The sequence below is a fragment of the Vibrio sp. 10N.286.49.B3 genome, from assembly GCF_002873395.1.
In the GTDB taxonomy this organism is placed as follows: domain Bacteria; phylum Pseudomonadota; class Gammaproteobacteria; order Enterobacterales; family Vibrionaceae; genus Vibrio.
Genome location: NZ_MCUV01000024.1, coordinates 244,629 through 260,589 on the forward strand (window position 1 = coordinate 244,629; position 15,961 = coordinate 260,589).

At 38.6% G+C, this 15,961-nt stretch carries 15 protein-coding genes; 6 read left to right on the forward strand and 9 right to left on the reverse strand.

Translation table 11 applies throughout. The features are described 5' to 3' along the window. Window positions 1-187 precede the first annotated feature (187 nt). Both BCU68_RS09635 and BCU68_RS09640 read left to right on the forward strand, forming a co-directional pair. Window positions 188-2,149 (forward strand): DEAD/DEAH box helicase, encoded by a 1,962-nt coding sequence (locus BCU68_RS09635; protein ID WP_102564556.1) that lies wholly within the window; start codon window positions 188-190, stop codon window positions 2,147-2,149. Between the two features lie 231 nt (window positions 2,150-2,380). Continuing rightward, window positions 2,381-4,777 (forward strand): EAL domain-containing protein, encoded by a 2,397-nt coding sequence (locus BCU68_RS09640; protein ID WP_102564557.1) that lies wholly within the window; start codon window positions 2,381-2,383, stop codon window positions 4,775-4,777. Between the two features lie 88 nt (window positions 4,778-4,865). Here BCU68_RS09640 and BCU68_RS17035 read toward each other — a convergent pair whose 3' ends face one another. Further along, window positions 4,866-5,108 carry a hypothetical protein gene (locus tag BCU68_RS17035; RefSeq protein ID WP_102564558.1) on the reverse strand — a complete coding sequence of 81 codons (243 nt, stop codon included), beginning with the start codon at window positions 5,106-5,108 and terminating at the stop codon, window positions 4,866-4,868. 362 nt (window positions 5,109-5,470) lie between these two features. Here BCU68_RS17035 and BCU68_RS09650 point away from each other — a divergent pair, with 362 nt between their 5' ends. Then, window positions 5,471-6,151, forward strand: a complete 681-nt coding sequence (locus tag BCU68_RS09650) for a hypothetical protein (RefSeq protein ID WP_102564559.1) — start codon at window positions 5,471-5,473, stop codon at window positions 6,149-6,151. A gap of 51 nt (window positions 6,152-6,202) precedes the next feature. On the opposite strand, the gene BCU68_RS09655 is transcribed toward BCU68_RS09650, so the two are convergent. The 6 genes from BCU68_RS09655 to napF form a co-directional block, all read right to left on the reverse strand. After that, window positions 6,203-6,337, reverse strand: a complete 135-nt coding sequence (locus BCU68_RS09655) for a TIGR02808 family protein (protein ID WP_102564560.1) — start codon at window positions 6,335-6,337, stop codon at window positions 6,203-6,205. A gap of 13 nt (window positions 6,338-6,350) precedes the next feature. After that, window positions 6,351-6,926, reverse strand: a complete 576-nt coding sequence (locus BCU68_RS09660) for a NapC/NirT family cytochrome c (protein WP_102564561.1) — start codon at window positions 6,924-6,926, stop codon at window positions 6,351-6,353. Window positions 6,927-6,956: 30 nt separating this feature from the next. Beyond that, window positions 6,957-7,421: a nitrate reductase cytochrome c-type subunit gene (locus BCU68_RS09665; protein ID WP_102564562.1), complete on the reverse strand. Its 465-nt coding sequence runs from the start codon at window positions 7,419-7,421 to the stop codon at window positions 6,957-6,959. An 87-nt stretch (window positions 7,422-7,508) separates the two neighbouring features. After that, entirely contained in the window at window positions 7,509-9,998 is a 2,490-nt protein-coding gene (napA, locus tag BCU68_RS09670; RefSeq protein ID WP_102564563.1) for a periplasmic nitrate reductase subunit alpha, read from the reverse strand. Further along, window positions 9,995-10,300 carry a chaperone NapD gene (locus BCU68_RS09675; protein WP_102564564.1) on the reverse strand — a complete coding sequence of 102 codons (306 nt, stop codon included), beginning with the start codon at window positions 10,298-10,300 and terminating at the stop codon, window positions 9,995-9,997. Before BCU68_RS09675 ends, napA begins: the two co-directional genes overlap by 4 nt. A 79-nt stretch (window positions 10,301-10,379) precedes the next feature. Next, window positions 10,380-10,856, reverse strand: a complete 477-nt coding sequence (gene napF / locus BCU68_RS09680; RefSeq protein ID WP_102564565.1) for a ferredoxin-type protein NapF — start codon at window positions 10,854-10,856, stop codon at window positions 10,380-10,382. Between the two features lie 256 nt (window positions 10,857-11,112). Between napF and narQ the strand changes: the two genes are divergently transcribed. Together narQ and BCU68_RS09690 are read left to right on the forward strand one after the other, a co-directional pair. Next, window positions 11,113-12,819, forward strand: coding sequence for a nitrate/nitrite two-component system sensor histidine kinase NarQ (narQ, locus tag BCU68_RS09685; protein ID WP_241901341.1), 1,707 nt, complete (start codon window positions 11,113-11,115; stop codon window positions 12,817-12,819). 1 nt (window position 12,820) lies between these two features. Next, window positions 12,821-13,453 (forward strand): response regulator, encoded by a 633-nt coding sequence (locus tag BCU68_RS09690; RefSeq protein WP_102564566.1) that lies wholly within the window; start codon window positions 12,821-12,823, stop codon window positions 13,451-13,453. A 100-nt stretch (window positions 13,454-13,553) separates the two neighbouring features. On the opposite strand, the gene BCU68_RS09695 is transcribed toward BCU68_RS09690, so the two are convergent. Next, window positions 13,554-14,681 carry a fatty acid desaturase gene (locus BCU68_RS09695; protein WP_102564567.1) on the reverse strand — a complete coding sequence of 376 codons (1,128 nt, stop codon included), beginning with the start codon at window positions 14,679-14,681 and terminating at the stop codon, window positions 13,554-13,556. Window positions 14,682-14,866: 185 nt separating this feature from the next. On the opposite strand from BCU68_RS09695, the gene BCU68_RS09700 reads away from it, so the two are divergent. Continuing rightward, window positions 14,867-15,403, forward strand: a complete 537-nt coding sequence (locus tag BCU68_RS09700; protein WP_102564568.1) for a GNAT family N-acetyltransferase — start codon at window positions 14,867-14,869, stop codon at window positions 15,401-15,403. Between the two features lie 35 nt (window positions 15,404-15,438). Here BCU68_RS09700 and BCU68_RS09705 read toward each other — a convergent pair whose 3' ends face one another. Next, complete coding sequence (locus tag BCU68_RS09705; protein ID WP_102564569.1) at window positions 15,439-15,642, reverse strand: hypothetical protein; 204 nt, start codon at window positions 15,640-15,642, stop codon at window positions 15,439-15,441. Between the last annotated feature and the right edge of the window lie 319 nt (window positions 15,643-15,961).

A 15,961-nucleotide genomic window follows, 5' to 3' on the forward strand; every position in this document is an offset into this window, starting at 1 on the left:
TTTTTTCTGGCTTTTTTTATGTATTTAAGGAATAATCCGCCTCCCTTAGACGTCCCTAATGGCTTGATGCGTTTTTTTACTGCATTCGCAACTGAACGGAATCAGTATCTAACTGGATATTGAATCAGTATTGGAATTGGTTAGAGCACATGGGACCTTTTGTTTTCTTATATATAGTGGGATCCCAATGCAAGATTCTGTAACTCAAGACTCTGTAATTCAATTTAATGAATTAGCTCTTAACGACAACATCCTTTCTGCTCTAGATAGCATGGGTTTTGTTTCTCCAACACCTATTCAAGCAGCTGCTATTCCTCTTCTTCTTGAGGGACGTGATGCACTAGGTAAAGCACAGACAGGTACTGGTAAAACAGCCGCTTTCTCTTTACCTCTGCTAAACAAAATTAATCTTAACCAACATAAACCACAAGCAATCATCATGGCTCCTACACGTGAGCTAGCGATTCAAGTTGCTGCGGAAATCAAAAACTTAGGTCGTGATGTTAAAGGCCTTAAAGTAATTGAAATTTATGGTGGTGCTTCAATTGTTGACCAAATGCGTGCTCTAAGCCGTGGTGCTCACATTGTTGTTGGTACTCCAGGTCGTGTTAAAGATCTACTTACTCGTGATCGTCTACACCTAGATGAAGCTCACACATTCGTACTTGATGAAGCTGACGAAATGTTAAAAATGGGCTTTGTTGATGATGTAACTTGGATTCTAGAAAAAGCACCTGAAACCGCTCAGCGTGTACTTTTCTCTGCAACTATGCCACCAATGGTTAAAACGATTGTTGATCGTTACCTACGTAACCCTGCGCGCGTTGACGTTGCTGGTACTAACCACACAGTTGATAAAGTTGCTCAAAACTACTGGGTAGTGAAAGGCGTAGAGAAAGATGAAGCAATGTCTCGTCTTCTTGAAACTGAAGAAACTGATGCATCTATCGTTTTCGTTCGTACTCGTCAAGATACAGAGCGTCTAGCTGATTGGTTATCTGCTCGTGGCTTTAAAGCAGCGGCACTTCACGGTGATATTCCTCAGTCTCTACGTGAGCGTACTGTTGATCACATCAAAAAAGGTGTAATCGACATCCTAGTTGCAACCGACGTTGTTGCTCGTGGCCTTGATGTTCCACGTATTACACACGTATTCAACTACGATATCCCGTTTGATGTTGAATCATACATCCACCGTATCGGTCGTACAGGTCGTGCTGGACGTAAAGGTAAAGCGATCCTTCTTGTTCGCACAAACCAAATCCGCATGCTACGTACAATTGAACGTGTAACTAAATCTCAAATGGAAGAAATTCAACTTCCAGAGCGCGATGTAGTTGCAGCTTCTCGTCTAACTAAGCTTGGTACTGAGCTTGAGCTAGATAAAGAAAGCACAGCACTAACAAACTTTGTTGAGCTAGTTGAAAAACTACAAGCATCACTAGAAATCGATTCTACGACTCTAGCGGCTATGCTTCTTAAGCGTCAACAAGGTAAGCAACCATTATTCTACACTGGTCCTGATCCAATGATCGCTGCTATTGAGCGTGATAAAAACCGTCGCAAAGAGCGTCGTGAGAACCCTCGCGATAGCCGTGATGGCGGTCGTGATGGTGGTCGTGACTTCGGTGGTAACACTGCTGATTGGGATACTTACCAACTTCAAGTTGGCCGTGAGCAAGGTGTTCAAGTTAAAGATATCGTTGGCGCACTAGCAAACGAGCTTGGCTTAACTAAAGGTTCTATCGGTGCTATCAAGCTAGACCAAGGTCAAACTTACGTACAGCTACCAAAAGCAATGAACTCTGATACTGCTGGTAAACTAAGCAAGCTACGCATCCGTCAAAAAGATGTAGGTGCAGTTGTTGTTGATTTCACTGACTTCAGCCGTCCACCTCGCCGTGATGGTGGTCAACGCCGTGATGGTGGTGGTTACCGTGGCAACCGTGAAGGTGGTCAACAGCGTCGTGAAGGCGGCGGTTACCGTGGCAACCGTGAAGGTGGTCGTGGTTCTCGTGAAGGTGGCAATGGTAATGGCGAACGTCGTTTCGATCGTAACCGTGGCGGTGACAACCGTGGTAACTACCGTGGCGAACGTGGTCATGGTAACAGCAGTGCTCCTTCTCGCGATCGTCGCTCTGAAGGTTAATCTTACAAAGTAAGAGAGTGAATTTTAAAGCCGAGCATTATGCTCGGCTTTTTTGTATCTAGAATTAGAGGTTGGGATAAAGTAGATCTAGCCACAATATAAATTATGCCTTTTGTTGCACATTAGTGAGGCTGAATAATATTCTAGGCTATAATTAAGTTAAATCTGCGGCTTATCGTAACTGCAAGCTAAGGTAAGTTATCGCATTATAACGAGTATAATGGGCTTAGTATGACACCGATTAATGATAAACAGCTGGTATTATCACTCCGGATACTTCCTGGTGTGGTTACGTTAGTTATGCTTTTTATTATTATTATGATATTGGTGCTAGAGAGCAAAAACCGTCAAAAAAGCTTTCTTGCTTATGTTGATCAGGACCATAAAGGAAGAGTAGAGCAATTTCTTGAGCAGCAAGTAACAAGTATTGTTCAGCAAATTGACTATGAAGGGAGTCAGGCAGAAGAAAGACTGAAAGGGCAGTTAAAGGAAGGTGTAGGGTATAAGTTTGATCTTATCAATCGATTGTATAAAGAAGATAAAACCCGAACAGAGAATCAAGTAAAAGAAAAAGTAATGAGCTACTTCTCTAGCATTAGCTTTGATTCCGCCGATTCTGAATATATTATTCTTGATCTTAACGAAGAGAATAATATGTTCTCTAGCCATCTTTTTGAGAGGATAAGTAAGAATTTAATCTTCGAAAATGAGTTTTATCATGTGTGGAATACTGATAACGATAATAAAAAAGTTATGGGCTATTTTAAATATTTTTCTCCATATAACTGGTTGATAATAAAGTATGAACCACTGAGTAACACTTATAATAGAGCTCAAAATAATCTGTTAAAGTGGATAAGCACAATTAGATTTGATAAAAGTCGTTATATTTTTGTTATGGATGAATCTGGCACCATATTATCACATTTAAAACCAAGTGAAATAGGCACTAAACAACCAGAACTACTTCATCAAATAAAAGAAGGCGTCGTTCATAATAAGCATGATGCATATATATCCTACACGACAAAATTCTCTAACAACCCTATCTATTATACAAAGAAGATATCATATGTGCAGCATTATATGCCTTGGGGCTGGTATATCGCATCTGGTGTTGATGAAAGTGAATTTCTCGATTATTTTTCAAACCAAGGGGATATGATTAATTCATATAATAATGAACAAATAAAAAACTTATCAATTCTTTTTGTATTATTAGCATTTAGTGTCTTTGGTCTGTCTTTTTTAGCCTGTCACTTCCTTAAAAAACGCTTATCAAATTATCAACTAAGTTGTAGTGAATATTTAGAAAAAATCAATAATACCAACCAAAGACTAAATCACTTGGCAACACACGACTCTTTAACCGGGATATTAAATAGAGATCGTTTGTACACCATACTTGATGAATCATTGTCGATAACGCGTCGTAAGACCGATAAATTGGCTGTTATCTTTGTTGCAGTGAATGAGTATGAGAAAATTAATGATAAATATGGTCATGATGTGGGGGGCAAGGTTCTACGCACGATCAGTCATAAATTGGAATCTGTACTTGATAGTAACCAAATTATCGCTCGCTTTGAATCTAGTCAGTTTGTTATTCTCATCCCACAACTACTTGATAAGAAAGATTTAGATGATATTATTGATAACATCACTAACTCATTTAATTCTAGATTGAGTATTGATAATCTGTATTTAAAAGTAAATTGCTGTTTAGGGATCGCGATTTACCCAGAACATGGCTTATCATCAAAACAGCTAATACTTAATGCAAGTACAGTGCTCTATCGAAATCGTTCTTTTAATAAAAACCAACTTGTTTCTATTTTTGATGAAAGTATTAGACATGAAATTGAACGTGAATATCAAATTGAAGATAAACTTAAAAGTGCTCTAGATAACAACGAGATTAGCATTGCGTATCAGCCTCAACTTGATGCGAAAACTGGTAATATAAAGGGTATTGAGGCTTTAGCGCGCTGGAAAAATGAAAGTTTAGGAAATGTTCGACCTGATGAATTTATTGGCGTAGCAGAAAAATCAGGCTTAATTTCCTCTCTTGGTTTATATATATTTAAAACTGCTTGCCAAGAAATGCTCCTGATGTCTAAGGAGGTGCCTTTACTACAAACGATATCAATAAACATATCACCTGTTCAACTTAATACACCCAACTTTGTCGCAGATTTAATGACGATAATAAAAGAAGTAGGGATTGATACACAATCTATTATTTTAGAAATAACAGAAAATGTTTTCATCGATGATGTAGACTATGTAAGACCAATCTTAATTGAACTTAGAAACAAAGGCTTTGGCTTATCTCTGGATGATTTTGGAACTGGTTACTCATCACTGAAATACTTAAACCACTTACCAATAACAGAGATTAAAATAGACAAAGTATTTATTTGTAAAATATCACTGTCTGAACAAAATGAAAGTTTGGTGAAGAACATTATTAATATTGGGATCTCAAATAATATTCAAGTAGTCGCAGAAGGAGTAGAAACCGAAGAACAAAAAAATCAGCTAACACTTTATGGATGTGATTTGCTTCAAGGTTACTATTATAGTAAGCCAATTTCTAAAACATCAATTATAGAAAACTACCAATAGTAGGGCCCTAATATCAAATAAGAGGTATTAGAAAACCGATAAAAATATCGGCTTTTAATCTAAGCTCTGCAAATAATCAGTTAAGAAATTAATGGGTTCTTAATTGAGATATTTGAAAACACCCTGTCTTTTGATTTATTCTGAACGATAGAGCATGTGAATGATAATCAACACCATCATTCCAAATTGTCTCACCAAAAATCTTACATAGAGTAAGATCATTGACTGATCCAAATTTTTCGACGTGTTCAATAACAGACACTAACTTATGCTTAAGTTCAGCCGGTAAATCTTCTTTCATCCCATGAATTGAAGCTATAGATTTATGCATATTAACTAGCCAATTATTCTTTATTTATTAAGTAATATGAACAGCCATAGTAAACAAAAACCTAATATTTGTAAACTATTTTTGTGACTCAGGTCTCACTTGGTTTGCTATTCGCTTATAAAGCAACCGTTTCGCTTTGTTTTTTTTCTATAAATCATACAAATACATCAGGATTAAAGCGATTTATGTACAGCTTATGTAAACTAATGTCGCGTTATTAAAGAGGTTTGGCTTTTTAACAGATTCAATTGTCTGATGATTAACTAAGGAAATTGTTTTTAATTTTGGTTAGCTATTTTAATAGGATCGAGTTCAAGTACAATGGATCTTCTGCAAAACGAATCGCTAGAAGGTAGTATACAATGAAAAAGGGAATGTTAATTTTACTGATTCTGACAATCTTGATTGGTGGAGGGTATTATTACATGCAAAGCCGTAGCAGTACGGAAGTACTACCAGAGCCGGCTTTAGAGTCAGTGGTTGACGAGCAAGTTAATCATACAACCGTGCAACAGTCAGAGCATCCAGAGCCTATTTTCCCTGTTATTTACTATGTTGCTGATGAGGTTGCGCATGTTTATCTACAGCCACAGAATGGTTCGCAAAGTAATCGAGTTTTATACCAAGGTGATGATATCTTAGTGTATGAAATTGATGGTGATTGGCTGCGTATCTCTGATTATATGGTCTATCAGGAAGGTCAAGATGCGGTGGCTGATTGGGTATACAAAAAGTCATTTAGCCTTGTAAAGCCAGTGTTGAGCGGTGATGAGCACGATCAAACGATAGCTTCCTATATCTCCCGTTCCGATGACATAAAACTTTATGAAGCGCAGTTTATTGAAGCAACAAAGCAACTGTTTGATAAGAAAATCTGTCATCCAAGTGACTTAGTTGAGCTCGGAGGGTGGGTTAAATCTTTACAGGTTCAAAGTACATCAGCCTATTTTATTTACTGTCGTGGAATGAACCTTGAGGATAAGATTTATTTAGATATTAAAACAGGCCAGCTTTTTGATTATCAGAAATTACGTATTAATTAAAAAAGGCCACTTAGAATTAACTAAGTGGCCTGAAAGTTGACTGATTTTTTGTTAAATATTCTTATCTTTACCTAATGAAAGGGCAAAAATACAAATAGCAGCAACAGCAGTAAAACCAGCTAAAATAATGACCGGCATTGCACTATATCCTAGGACATGCCAAAAAATGTATTCAAATGTGCTCATTGTTGTTTGCTCCTTATTGCCAACCTTCAATACCACTCATGTCAGGAAGCTTATGGGCAATCCCTTTGTGACAATCAACACATGTCTTTTCTCCAGAAGCAAGTGCTGTGGAGTGTTGTTTAACACTGCGTGGTCCTTGTTCTGAGAAATCCATGTATTCGAACTCATGACAGTTACGACATTCCTGAGAATTATTCTCTTTCATACGATGCCATTCACGATTTGCTAAATGACCACGACGAGCTTGAAATTTTTCTTCAGTACCGATTGTCCCCATAGCATGAGCAACTAATTCTTTAGATGCTTGGACTTTACGAACAATTTTATCCGTCCAGTTATGTGGTACGTGACAATCAGAGCAGATAGCACGAACGCCAGAACGGTTTGAGTAGTGAATTGTTTCTTGGATTTCTTTTACAATAGGAGCGTGACAACCAGAACAGAACTCTTCTGTATTGGTGGCTTCCATACCAGTGTTAAACGCACCCCAGAAAAGTAAACCGCCCGCAAACCCCATAAATAAAACAATACCTGCAGCTGCTTTACTTGGCGTTTTCAGTCTGGTCCAAAACGCTTTTAATAATTTCATTTATAGCCTCTCTTATTTTTTTGGCTACGCTTAACGCAATGAGTCAACAGGTGTAAATTCGTTTTCAACCAGTGGTGCAGCATCAGCTTGTGGAACGTGACATTGCAGGCAGAAATAACGACGAGGTGAAACATCAGACAAAACTTGATCTTCACGGTTCATGTAGTGAGTTACACTTACTTTTGTTGCACCCATTTCTTTCGCATTTTTCCAGCTATGACATGCTAAACATTTATTGGCATTTAGTGACACTTCGTAGTTGCGAATGCTATGTGGTATGAGTGGTGGTTGGTAAACATAATCGCTACTAATGGTTTTATTATCATTAGGATAAGTTTTAAAACTATCAGCGGCACGTGTTGTTTCTAGTTCAGTAATACCGCGTAGTGAGTGTACACCACCAATTCCGCCAGGGTTGCTTGCCATTTCCTCAGCATATACAGCACCTGTGATCAATGCACTGACAGATAGAAGGGCAATAATCAGTTTTTTCATGTTAAGTTCTCCGCCTTAAGGCTTATTCATTGATTAGGCTACTTAACGTATTTGTTAGTAGCCTTTATCCGCAGTTCTATTCGCTAATTAAGATATCTTGGTGATCTTAACTGGACACTTCTTGAAATCCGTCTGTTTTGATAGCGGATCAGTGGCATCTAGAATCAACTTATTGATTAGAATACGAGCGTCAAAGAATGGAACAAAGACTAAGCCTTCTGGTGGACGGTTGCGACCGCGAGTTTCCACGCGCACGCGAACTTCACCACGTTTATTAGACATTAGTACTTCATCGCCACGGCGTAGACCACGTGCTTTTGCATCAGCAGGGTGCAGGTAGCACAGTGCATCAGGAACCGCTTTATACAGTTCAGGAACACGGCGAGTCATAGTGCCTGTGTGCCAGTGTTCTAATACACGACCAGTACATAGCCACATATCGAACTCTTCGTTTGGTACTTCAGGTGGTGCTTCGTATGGCGCTGAGATAATAAACGCTTTACCATCAGGTCTGCCATAGAATTCAAACCCAGCACCTTCTGTTACGTATGGGTCATGACCTTCTACATATCGCCATAGTGTCTCTTTACCATCAACAACAGGCCAGCGTAAACCGCGAACATTATGGTATGTGTCGTAAGGGGCTAAATCATGACCATGACCACGACCAAACTCAGCGTACTCTTCAAACAGACCTTTTTGTACGTAGAAGCCTTGCGCTTGCGCATCATCATTGAGTTCTTGAGCTTCTGAAAGCGGGAATTTATCAACTTGGTCATTCTTAAATAGAATGTCATACATTGTTTTACCACGCATTTCTGGTGCTTTTGCTAGTAGTTCTTCATCCCATACTTCTTCAATATTGAAGCGTTTTGTGAACTCCATGATTTGCCATAGATCTGACTTAGAGTCACCAACGGTTTTAACTTGTTGGTACCAAGCTTGAGTACGTCGCTCGGCATTACCATAAGCCCCTTCTTTTTCTACCCACATTGCAGTAGGAAGGATCAAGTCGGCCGCTTGTGTTGTTGCTGTTGGGTAAGGGTCAGAACATACGATAAAGTTTTCTGGGTTACGGTAACCAGGAAGACGCTCATTATTGATGTTTGGACCAGCTTGCATATTATTGGTACACATTACCCAGTAGGCATTAAGTACACCATCGTTAAGCATGCGGTCTTGTTGAACGGCATGGAAACCCACTTTGGCTGGGATCGTCCCTTCAGGCAGTTTCCAAATCTTTTCGGCAATCTTACGGTGCTTTGGATTCGCAACGACCATATCGGCAGGAAGACGGTGGGCAAAAGTACCAACTTCACGAGCAGTACCACATGCTGATGGTTGACCGGTTAGTGAGAATGGGCTGTTACCTGGCGTTGAGATTTTACCAGTAAGTAAGTGTAGGTTATACACTAGGCTATTCATCCATACACCACGCGTATGTTGGTTCATACCCATAGTCCATAGTGACATTACTTTTGTTTTTGGATCGGCATATTGCTTAGCAAGAGTAATTAACTTCTCTTGTGGAACGCCTGATATCTCAGATGCTTTTTCAACGGTATATGGCGCAACTGACGCTTTATATTCATCGAAGCTGATTGCACTCATATCACCAGAGTTTGGATTTGCTGCTTTTACTTGTAGTGGGTCATCATCACGAAGACCATAACCAATATCAGTTGCAGCTTGTTTGAAGTGCGTATGCTTGTTTACAAAATCCCAATTTACCGCATCGTTCTCAATGATGTAATTTGCGATGAAGTTAGCAATAGCAAGATCAGATTGTGGCTCAAAAATATAACCTTCATCAGCAAGTTCAAATGAACGGTGTGTGTACGTGGATAGTACATTTACCTTTACATGTGGATGGCTCAAACGACGGTCAGTGATACGGGTCCATAGTACAGGGTGCATTTCTGCCATGTTTGATCCCCATAGTACGAAAGAATCAGCATGCTCAAAGTCATCGTAACAACCCATAGGCTCATCTAAGCCGAATGAACGCATGAAGCCAACTACAGCGGAAGCCATACAGTGACGTGCGTTCGGGTCGATATTATTCGAACGGAAACCTGCTTTCATCATTTTCGATGCAGCGTAGCCTTCCATAACTGTCCATTGACCTGAACCAAACATACCGACGCTTGTTGGTCCTTTTGCTTTTAATGCTTCTTTCCACTTTTCAGCCATAGTATCGAAAGCGACATCCCATGACACAGGAGCAAAGTCGCCATCTTTATCAAACTTGCCATCTTTCATGCGCAGTAATGGTGTTTCAAGACGATCTTTACCATACATGATTTTAGAGAGGAAGTAGCCTTTGATACAGTTTAGACCTTTGTTTACTGGCGCTTTTGGGTCACCTTGTGTTGCCACAATACGACCATTTTGGGTACCAACAAGAACAGAACAACCTGTACCACAGAAACGACAAGGCGCTTTGTCCCATTTAATTTTTGTTTCGTCTGAGCTTGCGATCAGGTTAGTTGCTGTTACTGGCAATGTTACACCGGCAACGGCAGCGGCTGATGCGGCTGCATTTGCTTTCACAAACGCGCGTCTTGTCATTTTCATACTTCACCCTCTATTTGGGAATCTTTAGTTCCAGTGTCTATTGCTATGTCATCCAAGTTACTTTCAATCTGATGATAAACTAAAGCAGTGTTTAGGACATTTGGTAGATTATTGATTGCATCAATGGTATCAGTTACATACCCTTGGTTTTCAGTTTCAAGTACAACGATAATTTTCCCTTCAGGACTATCCCCGTAGATCTCTGCATTTTTAAATGCGGTAATACTTAATTTGGTTTGGTCTAAGTGCTCTGGTGTCACATGCACTACTAAACTTGATATATGCACTTCATTTAGTGCCATAATATTCTCTCAATATCGTTATTCATCTCAGTTCTGCGCTCTTAACCATACAATTATAGTCACCGCACAGAATTTATGGTTAATTACTAACCGTTATAGCCGTGGTTGGACAAACTGAAACGCATGCCCCACAGCCAGTACAATCGTTGGTAGTGATACTTGGTTGAGCGACTTGACCTAAAGATAAGGTAAATTTAATAGCCATTGAGTCACAGGCTTCACCACAGGTTCGACACTCAACATTCTTAGTCGCTAAGCATGCTTGACTAATTTTTGCTTTTGCAGACCATGGTTCTTCATCTTTTGGATTGAAGATAGGTTCAGGGCAAGCATCGGCACAGCGATAGCAAAAAGTGCATTCATCAAGCGTAAAATCAATGGTTGGAAAGCCACCATCACCCTGAACAATAATTTGCGTATCGCATTGGCTAATACACTTACCGCAACGCGTGCAATCTTCTGTAAAGGTTTGCGGGGTACTTATCCAAGGTAGTCGCGCCAAACGACTATCCGTTTTATTCCTGGAGAATAATCTTCGTTTGGATAAATCAACCACTCGCGAATTCCTCAAATGTAAATATTGCAGCCTATTTTGTAAGTATAGTTAAAATACTCATTAATAATTCTTCATTTATGAACACACAAATTGTAGTTTTAGAAATATTTACATAAATACCTATAAAGGGTTAATTGAAGGGCTTATTGTTTAAGATCAATAAATGCCAAAGCGGAGAATCACATATTTATAGGGTTTAACTAGAGACTATGCAAAAATGATGAGCAGTGAACCACGAGTCATAGGAGATATTTTGTTGATTAAAAGCACAAACTCAGTCACTGGCACAATTGCCAAATCGTTACTGCATATTTTACTGCTTTCCATTGCGACCACAGCATTTGCTATTATCACTTTATCATCCAGTTTAGATGACGCTGAAGCGGTTAATGTCTCTGGCTCAATGCGTATGCAAAGCTATCGATTAGCTCATGATATTCAAAGTAAATCAGTAAACTTTAATGACCATATTCGTCAGTTTGAAGCCTCGTTATATTCCCGATCTATGAAAAGCCAGCAAGCATGGTTTGTTCCCAATAGTATTACTCAAGATTACTACCGTATTATTGTCCGTTGGCACCAGTTAAAAGAGGTATTAGCCAGCGATAATCCAGAAGAATACTTAGATTTAGTTCAGAGTTTTGTTGCTCAAATTGATGATTTTGTACTTAAGCTGCAGCAGTTCTCAGAGCAAAAATTGATCGTTCTTGGTTGTGTAGGGGGGATGGGTTTAGGTGGAATTTTATTGATCTCAATTTTTGTTGTTAGTTTTGTGCGTCGTGAAGTGGTTCGACCATTAAATGCATTAATGCTAGCAAGTCAGCAAATAAAAAATCGAGAGTTTGATGTGGATCTGCCAGCAACTAGTACTAATGAAATGGGAGTGTTAACCCGAATGTTTAATACTATGGCAACCGATCTAGGTAAAATGTATCGAGGATTAGAGCTTGCTGTCGATGAAAAAACACACAAGCTACAACATGTAAACCAGTCACTCAAAGTTCTTTATCAGTGTTCGCAAGAACTCACGGTATCACGAATTAGTCAGGATAATTTTCAAGCAATATTAAAACACATCATCAGTATTGATGGCATGAAAGCGGTAAGCTTAGAGATCACAGAAATTGCAGGGAAAACGCTTATTTTGCATGAAGGTGAAAATGGGGAAGTTCTTAATCACCAAATGATCCTGCAGTTAGATGGACAACCTTTAGGCTACTTATATTTTGAATGTGGTCCGTCAGCGCCAGATTCCGCTTTGATGGGTAATTTCGTGCAGATCCTTTCGCGAGCGATTTATTATAATCAAGCACAGAAAAAAGCAGAACAGCTGATGATAATGGAAGAACGTGCCACTATCGCACGCGAATTGCATGACTCATTAGCGCAATCTTTATCATATTTAAAAATTCAAATGGCATTATTGAAACGAATGATGTCAAAATTACCAGAGCAAAAACATAAGGAAGCGGCTAACCAGATTGTTGCTGACATTGAGTCTGGTTTAACGGATGCTTATACGCAATTAAGAGAGCTATTAACGACCTTTAGACTCACTATTAAAGAAGGCAATTTTGGTCAAGCGGTAGATGAAATGTTGAGTCAGTTAAGTGAGCAGACTGAAACTAAAATCAAGTTATATAACAACCTATCTTCTGTAGAATTGGACGCCCATCAGCAGGTACATCTACTACAATTGATCAGAGAAGCAACAATCAATGCGATAAAACATGCTCAAGCTAATAATATCAATGTGTATTGTGATGAGAGTAACGATGAAGTTACGGTAAGTATTGAAGATGATGGTGTTGGTTTTGATACGAAAGTAGATAAAATCAATCATTATGGTATGACTATTATGCAAGAAAGAGCAGCGCGTTTGAATGGTCACTTGATCGTTGAAACTGAAGAAGGTGCTGGTTGTACAGTTATTTTAAAGTATAAAAATATAAAGGAAGTCTAATTTGTCGATATGTAGAGTAATGCTTGTTGATGATCATCCATTAATGAGAAGAGGAATTAGCCAACTCTTAAATTTCGAGGATGATTTTGACGTTGTTGCAGAAGCGAGTAATGGTGCTGATGCTATTGCTATCGCTCATGAAAAAGATCCCGATTTAATTTTGCTAGATCTGAATATGAAAGGCATGTCTGGGCTTGATACATTGAAAGCGTTACGCACCGATGGATCTCAAGCGCACATTGTAATATTGACAGTATCAGATAGTTCACTCGATATTGAGATGATTGTGAAAGCGGGTGCCGATGGTTACTTGCTTAAAGATACTGAACCCGATGAACTGGTGACACTTCTAAAACAAGCTCATAACGGCAACAAAGCATACAGTCGAGTGGTTGCAGAGTATTTGGTTGACCGTATTAATAAAGATGATGTGTTTGATGCGTTAACGGATAGAGAAACACAGATTTTACAAGAAGTAGCGAAAGGGTATCGTAATAAAGAAGTCGCTGATCATTTATTTATCTCAGAATCAACGGTTAAAGTTCATATGAAGAGCTTACTAAAGAAACTGAAAGTCTCATCACGAACCGCTGCGACGATATTGTACTTAGAGCGTTATGGTGAAATTAAATAAGCACTGTTGAGCGGTACAATAAACAAAGGGCATATACCTCCTACTGCAAAGAAGAAGCGTTATAAGCCCTTTATTTTTATTCTATTAGCATAGAAAAACGCTAAATATATTGTGCGACCATGGAGCTCCAACGCTGTCTTTGTTGTTGAAAGCGTACTTCGATCTGCTGGTGGCGTACCTTCAGCAATGCATGCTCATAACGTTTAACCGCATCTTCTTTTTTTATTTCGAGTAATTGCTTCTTAACGGCGTAGTACTCATTCATTTCATCGACAAGTAAATCAAACTCTAACTGAAGTTTATCAATAATTTGTTTATGATTCGGGCGGTTTAGCACTTTATCTTCAACAGTTTTAAAAGACATTTGTGCTCTAGCTTTCTCTATTTTCTGTGGAGAGGTAACACGAAGGTTGGATGTTAACCCTAACCAGGAGCAAGCTTTAATTAACCATTTTGTTGGATCGTATTGCCACCAATCAATGCCATTGCGGTAATCATTTTCAAAAATATGATGAAAATTATGATAACCCTCACCGAAAGTAAATAGAGCTAAAATACCATTATCTCGTGCAGTATTTTTATCGGTATAGGGTTGCTTACCCCAGATATGAGCCAGTGAATTTATAAAGAAAGTCGTATGGTGGTTTAAGACTAAACGTACAGCACCAACCATTAAAATCATTCCCCAAATATCTCCGTAGATAATACCTAGAGCAATAGGGACACCAAAGTTCATTAGTAGTGCAAGTGGGACATAGTACTTATGTTGCCAAACTACAATATTATCGCGCTTTAAATCTCGGCAGTTGGTGTAATCTTGGTCGGCACTTTCATTGTAATTACGTAGCATCCAACCAATGTGAGAGAACCAAAATCCTCGTTTAGCACAGTAGGGATCCTTGTCATGATCATCGACGTGTTTATGGTGAATACGATGATCAGAAGACCAGTGCAGTGCGCTGTTTTGTAATGCAAAAGCACCGCCTAGGGCAAAAATAAATCGTAATGATGGGTGTGAGTTAAACGTTTTGTGTGACCATAGTCGATGGTAGCCAGCAGTTATTGAAAGATTACAAAAGCTAAAACAAATGAATAGCCATAGCCAGTGCTCTATACCATAGCCATACGTCATACCATACCAAGGAGCAACGATAACGGCTAAAAATAGACTAAAAGAAAAAATAAACACATTAAACTTAAGTAAACGAGGTTTTTCCTGCAGTTCCATGACGCTGTTAATCCTATGTTAGAAATTAAAATTATTGAGCTTACACCTGTAAGCTACAATATCAGCGTACACGTGTAAGTCAAATGACAAATTGTAAAATTGTGCTCAATCACTTTTGCTTTCATTCTTAGTGTGTTTAGTATTAAATGGTATCAACCCAGATTGTAAGGAATAAGGATCGATTAATGGAATTAAGGGTTGCGGAGTATAAAGATTATGAGCGGATTGCTCGTTTACATACTCAAAGTTGGCAGCAACACTATCAGGGGTTGCTTGATAGTGATTATTTAAAAAATGATGCGTTAATGGATCATCGCATCATTTGGCAAACACGTCTTACGAATCCACCTTTTAATCAGCATGTACTAGTGATTGAGGAGGGGGATGTCTTATGTGGTTTTATCTGTGCATTTGGTCATCATGATTTTGAGCGTGGGACTATGATTGATGCCTTACATATAGATGCTCGTTACCGAGGGCAAGGTTTAGGCATTAAGCTCGTTAATAAAGTAGCAGATTGGGTAGAGCATTATTTTGCTGAAACGGGAATCTATCTGCAAGTTATCACTGGTAACCAGCAAGCTATTGGTTTTTATGATCATTTGGGTGGGGTTCAAGCGTCACAAAGGGTATGGAGATCACCTTGTGGGCGTGAGTTAGAAGAGTTAATTTATGTTTGGCCTTCATCTCAACTTTTACAAAAGACGAATCGAATAAGTTAAAGATTTAGTCGTCACTTTTTAACATGATAGTTAGGCTATTTAGTTATCGTTGGTGCTGCAATAACGTTCAATAACATCGTTAGCTCATCATTCGATAAAATATCAGTGGTGCTGAATCTACCTTGCTTTTTAGCTTCTATCATTTCTAACTGTTGTAGATAAGAGAGCAGCTCTTGCCGTTGTTTGGAAGAGAGGCTATCTACTGTTTTTACTAAATTCCATTTCATCTCATCATTCATAGTTATTGTCATTATAAATAGAATACGTATTTATAGAGTATATGAAACTAGGTGTTTTTCAATGAGGTTTGATGCTTTAGAAACTCATTATTTGCTAAGTCTAAGAATTGATACAGATTAAATAATTAAGTAAAAAAACCGAGGTTATAAAATGTGTCGTTTACACTGACAAACATTTTAAAAACTCTCGGTTTTTCACATTACTTTCCTCAAAGGAGCAAAGTAATTAAAAGATTAAGCGAGTAATTCTTTTGCTGTATTTACTACATTCTCAGTAGTAAAACCAAACATTTTGAATAACTCACCAGCCGGTGCTGAT

What these genes read in the sequence shown, in the direction of transcription:
- BCU68_RS09635 (WP_102564556.1), top strand. Translation starts at nt 188, where the DNA reads ATGCAAGATTCTGTAACTCAAGACTCTGTAATTCAATTTAATGAATTA.
- BCU68_RS09640 (WP_102564557.1), top strand. Translation starts at nt 2,381, where the DNA reads ATGACACCGATTAATGATAAACAGCTGGTATTATCACTCCGGATACTT.
- BCU68_RS17035 (WP_102564558.1), bottom strand. Translation starts at nt 5,108, where the DNA reads ATGCATAAATCTATAGCTTCAATTCATGGGATGAAAGAAGATTTACCG.
- BCU68_RS09650 (WP_102564559.1), top strand. Translation starts at nt 5,471, where the DNA reads ATGAAAAAGGGAATGTTAATTTTACTGATTCTGACAATCTTGATTGGT.
- BCU68_RS09655 (WP_102564560.1), bottom strand. Translation starts at nt 6,337, where the DNA reads ATGAGCACATTTGAATACATTTTTTGGCATGTCCTAGGATATAGTGCA.
- BCU68_RS09660 (WP_102564561.1), bottom strand. Translation starts at nt 6,926, where the DNA reads ATGAAATTATTAAAAGCGTTTTGGACCAGACTGAAAACGCCAAGTAAA.
- BCU68_RS09665 (WP_102564562.1), bottom strand. Translation starts at nt 7,421, where the DNA reads ATGAAAAAACTGATTATTGCCCTTCTATCTGTCAGTGCATTGATCACA.
- napA (WP_102564563.1), bottom strand. Translation starts at nt 9,998, where the DNA reads ATGAAAATGACAAGACGCGCGTTTGTGAAAGCAAATGCAGCCGCATCA.
- BCU68_RS09675 (WP_102564564.1), bottom strand. Translation starts at nt 10,300, where the DNA reads ATGGCACTAAATGAAGTGCATATATCAAGTTTAGTAGTGCATGTGACA.
- BCU68_RS09695 (WP_102564567.1), bottom strand. Translation starts at nt 14,681, where the DNA reads ATGGAACTGCAGGAAAAACCTCGTTTACTTAAGTTTAATGTGTTTATT.
- BCU68_RS09700 (WP_102564568.1), top strand. Translation starts at nt 14,867, where the DNA reads ATGGAATTAAGGGTTGCGGAGTATAAAGATTATGAGCGGATTGCTCGT.
- BCU68_RS09705 (WP_102564569.1), bottom strand. Translation starts at nt 15,642, where the DNA reads ATGAATGATGAGATGAAATGGAATTTAGTAAAAACAGTAGATAGCCTC.